The 3,440-nt window shown below is 72.0% G+C and carries 3 protein-coding genes and 1 pseudogene; 1 reads left to right on the forward strand and 3 read right to left on the reverse strand.

The window, feature by feature from the left end:
• Positions 1-706 (reverse strand): 30S ribosomal protein S2 (rpsB, locus tag CQZ88_RS19765; RefSeq protein ID WP_102800189.1); only part of this gene is annotated, 706 nt, incomplete at its 3' end.
• Between the two features lie 321 nt (positions 707-1,027).
• Between rpsB and CQZ88_RS19770 the strand changes: the two are divergent.
• Positions 1,028-1,510: pseudogene (locus CQZ88_RS19770) on the forward strand (M23 family metallopeptidase); the annotation flags it as partial.
• 55 nt (positions 1,511-1,565) lie between these two features.
• Here CQZ88_RS19770 and CQZ88_RS19775 read toward each other — a convergent pair.
• Together CQZ88_RS19775 and CQZ88_RS19780 are read right to left on the reverse strand one after the other, a co-directional pair.
• Positions 1,566-2,606: a MinD/ParA family protein gene (locus CQZ88_RS19775; protein WP_373867505.1), complete on the reverse strand. Its 1,041-nt coding sequence runs from the start codon at positions 2,604-2,606 to the stop codon at positions 1,566-1,568.
• A gap of 546 nt (positions 2,607-3,152) precedes the next feature.
• A partial coding sequence (locus tag CQZ88_RS19780) for a tyrosine-type recombinase/integrase (RefSeq protein WP_180987047.1) occupies positions 3,153-3,440 on the reverse strand: 288 nt, incomplete at its 5' end.

Genomic DNA, 3,440 nt, shown 5'->3' on the forward strand with positions numbered 1-3,440 from the left:
CCTTGTCGGCGCTCTGGCCGGCACGGGCCTGCACGCCCTCGGCGACGGCGGAGGCGACGACCTTGGTCAGCAGCGCGGCCGACCGGATCGCGTCGTCGTTGCCCGGGATCGGGTAGTCGACGACGTCGGGATCGCAGTTGGTGTCGAGGATCGCAACGACCGGGATGTTCAGCTTGCGGGCCTCGCCGACGGCGATGTGCTCCTTGTTGGTGTCGACGACCCAGATCGCCGACGGCACCTTGGCCATGTCGCGGATGCCGCCGAGGGTGCGCTCGAGCTTGGTCTTCTCACGCGTGAGCATGAGAATTTCCTTCTTGGTGCGACCCTCGAAGCCACCGGTCTGCTCCATCGACTCCAGCTCCTTCAGGCGCTGCAGGCGCTTGTGGACGGTGGAGAAGTTGGTGAGCATGCCGCCGAGCCAGCGCTGGTTCACGTAGGGCATCCCGACCCGGGTGGCCTCTTCCGCGATGGACTCCTGCGCCTGCTTCTTGGTGCCGACGAACAGCACGGTGCCACCGTGGGCGACCGTCTCCTTGATGAACTCGTACGCCTTGTCGATGTACGTCAGGGTCTGCTGCAGGTCGATGATGTAGATGCCGTTGCGGTCGGTGAAGATGAACCGCTTCATCTTCGGGTTCCAGCGACGGGTCTGGTGGCCGAAGTGGGCGCCGCTGTCGAGCAGCTGCTTCATTGTTACGACAGCCATGGCTGTTCTCTCTTTCGGTTCGGTTGCCGCGGGAGATCGGGTGATCCCCGCCCTGGCGTCCGCATGCCCGTCGGACCCTTGCGGGACCGGCCGACGGCCATTTTCCGATGGCGCCCGGCACACCGGGCGGCGATCAGCGCGCGGACGCGCGAAGTCGATCTGCGAACACAGACCGCTCGAACAGTGTACGGCCTTGCCCCGCGGGAACCACAACTGCCTGATCAGCAGGCCGGTTCGGCCGATCTGTGGATGGATCGGGTGGTTGTCCACAATGTCGACGAGGCCCTGTCGCACGCCGGCGCCGCCCGGCACGCTGGGCGGATGAAGATCGCCGGGATCGCCGTCCTGACCGCGCTCACCGCGCTCGCGGGTTCGGTTCCCGCCGCGGCCGCCCCGCGCGAGTTCGGCTGGCCGCTGCATCCACGGCCGACCTTGGCCCGCCCCTTCGACGGTCCCGAGCACGACTGGCTACCCGGACACCGCGGCGCCGACCTCACCGGCCGGCCCGGTCAGCCGGTGCTCGCCGCCGGCGCCGGGGTGGTGGTGTTCGCCGGGACCGTCGCCGGCAAACCCGTCGTCTCGGTGGCGCACGCCGGCGGGCTGCGCACCACCTACGAGCCGGTGACCGCGACGGTGACGGCCGGCCGGCGCGTGGAACGGGGTGATCCGCTCGGCACCCTCGAACCGGGCCACGAGGGCTGCCGCGCCCCGGCCTGCCTGCACTGGGGTCTGCGCCGGGACCGCGACGACTACCTCGACCCTCTGCCGCTCGTGCGGTCGGTGATCCGTCTCCAGCCGGTTTCCCGTAGGCCGCGGCTCCGCTACGCGCGACGGCCCATCCGGTCGCCGCTCCGCTCCGCTACGCGCGACGGCCGGCGGCGTGACGCCCCGACACCGTCGCGAAGTCGTCGGCGACCATGGCGGCGAGCTCGAGGAAGGCCCGGCGGGTGGCCGGGCGGAGCAGGCCGAGGTCGATCTCGGCCCCCTCGGCGAGGTGCTCGTCGAACGGCACCACCTGCACGGCCCGGCACCGCGCGAGGAAGTGGCCCGTCACAGCCTCCATGTCGATGTTGGTGGCCCCGGGCCGGGCGGCGCTGATCACCACGACGGTGCGTTCGACGAGCGCCCCGAACCCGTGGTGCTGCAGCCAGTCGAGGGTCGCCGCGGCGCTCCGGGCGCCGTCGATCGCCGGGGACGCGACCAGCACAAGGGCGTGGGCGAGGGCGAGCACACCACGCATGGCCGAATGCATGATGCCCGTGCCGCAATCGGTGAGGACGACGTTGTAGTACACCCGCAGGATGTCCACGACCCGGCGGTAGTCGTCCTCGCTGAACGCCTCCGACACGGCCGGGTCGCGTTCACTCGCAAGCACCTCGAGGCGGCTCGGTGCCTGGGAAGTGTGCGCGCGGACATCGGAGTAGCGGGAGATCCGCGGGGCCGCGGCGAGCAGGTCGCGCACCGTGGACTCGGTCTGCTGCGGCACCCGCTGTGCGAGCGTGCCGAAGTCGGGATTCGCGTCCACCGCGATCACGCAGTCGCCCCGCAACGAGGCGAACGTGGCGCCGAGCCCGACGGTGGTCGTCGTCTTTCCGACACCGCCCTTGAGGGAGAGCACGGCGATCCGGTAGTCGCCGCTGATCGGCTGCCGGACCCGGTCGACGAGCTCGCGCCTGTGTGCCTCGTCGGCCGATTCGCCGGGCGCGAGGATTCCCCCGGTGAGCCGGTGCACGCCGCGCCGCCAGCCGGTCACCGGGGTGCGACGGGACCGCCGGACGAGCGCACCGGAGGTCAGGTCCAGGTTCGACGGCCGCGGCTCCGACGCGTCGAGCTCCGACGAGACCCCTCGGGACGACGCGGATATGGTCGAACAACGCTGCCCCGCATCATCTTCCGACATCTGCGGGGGCACCTCGTCGGGTTCCGAGCCGGACTCCGGCGAAGCCGGCACGGGCTCGGCGGGGCGACGCCCCGCCGGATCACTCGGCGGCACGGCCTCTTCCGGACCCTCGGCGGCTACCGGCCCGGTGACCGCGGCTTCGGCTACCGATGGTTCGGCGACCACCGGCTCCGTCGCCGCCGGATCGGTCGTCGCCGCCTCGGGAATCGCGGGTTCGACGACCGGCGATTCGGGCACGGAGTCGGGACGGCGTCGTGGTGGCATGCCGAACGGAATCGACGGCACCGGAGCCGGGAGGCGAACGGGCTCGGCAGCCGCCGGCGGCTGCACGGGCGGCTCGGCCTCGACGGGCCCCCCGACCGTCCGGTCACTCCCCCGTCGCCTGCCCCGGCGACCGGTCGGCGCCGGGTCGGGCGCCGGCTCGTCCCGAAGCCAGGCCGGCAGAGCGTGCGTCGACTCGTCGTATGCCACTGATCCCCCCCGGATTGCACAGCAGATGCGGCGGCGACCGTACCAAACCGCGCCGCGGCCGTCGCCGCGTACAGGTCACGCCCGCGGATGCGCCTGTTCGTGTGCCGCACGCAGCCGTGCTACCGAGACATGGGTGTAGAGCTGGGTCGTCGCCAGGCTCGAGTGCCCCAGCAGCTCCTGCACCACCCGCAGGTCGGCGCCCCCCTCGAGCAGGTGTGTTGCGGCGCTGTGCCGCAGCCCGTGCGGCGCGAGATCCGGCGCGCCGGGGACGGCGGCCACGGTCTCGTGGACCACGGTACGGACCTGGCGCGGGCCCAGCCGACCGCCGCGTTTGCCGAGCAGCAGGGCGGGCCCCGAATCCGG

Origin of the sequence: Rhodococcus sp. ENV425 (assembly GCF_002887785.1) — a bacterium.
Taxonomy (GTDB): domain Bacteria; phylum Actinomycetota; class Actinomycetes; order Mycobacteriales; family Mycobacteriaceae; genus Rhodococcus; species Rhodococcus aetherivorans.

Excerpts from the sequence above, each read along its gene's own strand:
- CQZ88_RS19775 (WP_373867505.1), bottom strand. The coding sequence starts at position 2,606 with ATGTCGGAAGATGATGCGGGGCAGCGTTGTTCGACCATATCCGCGTCG.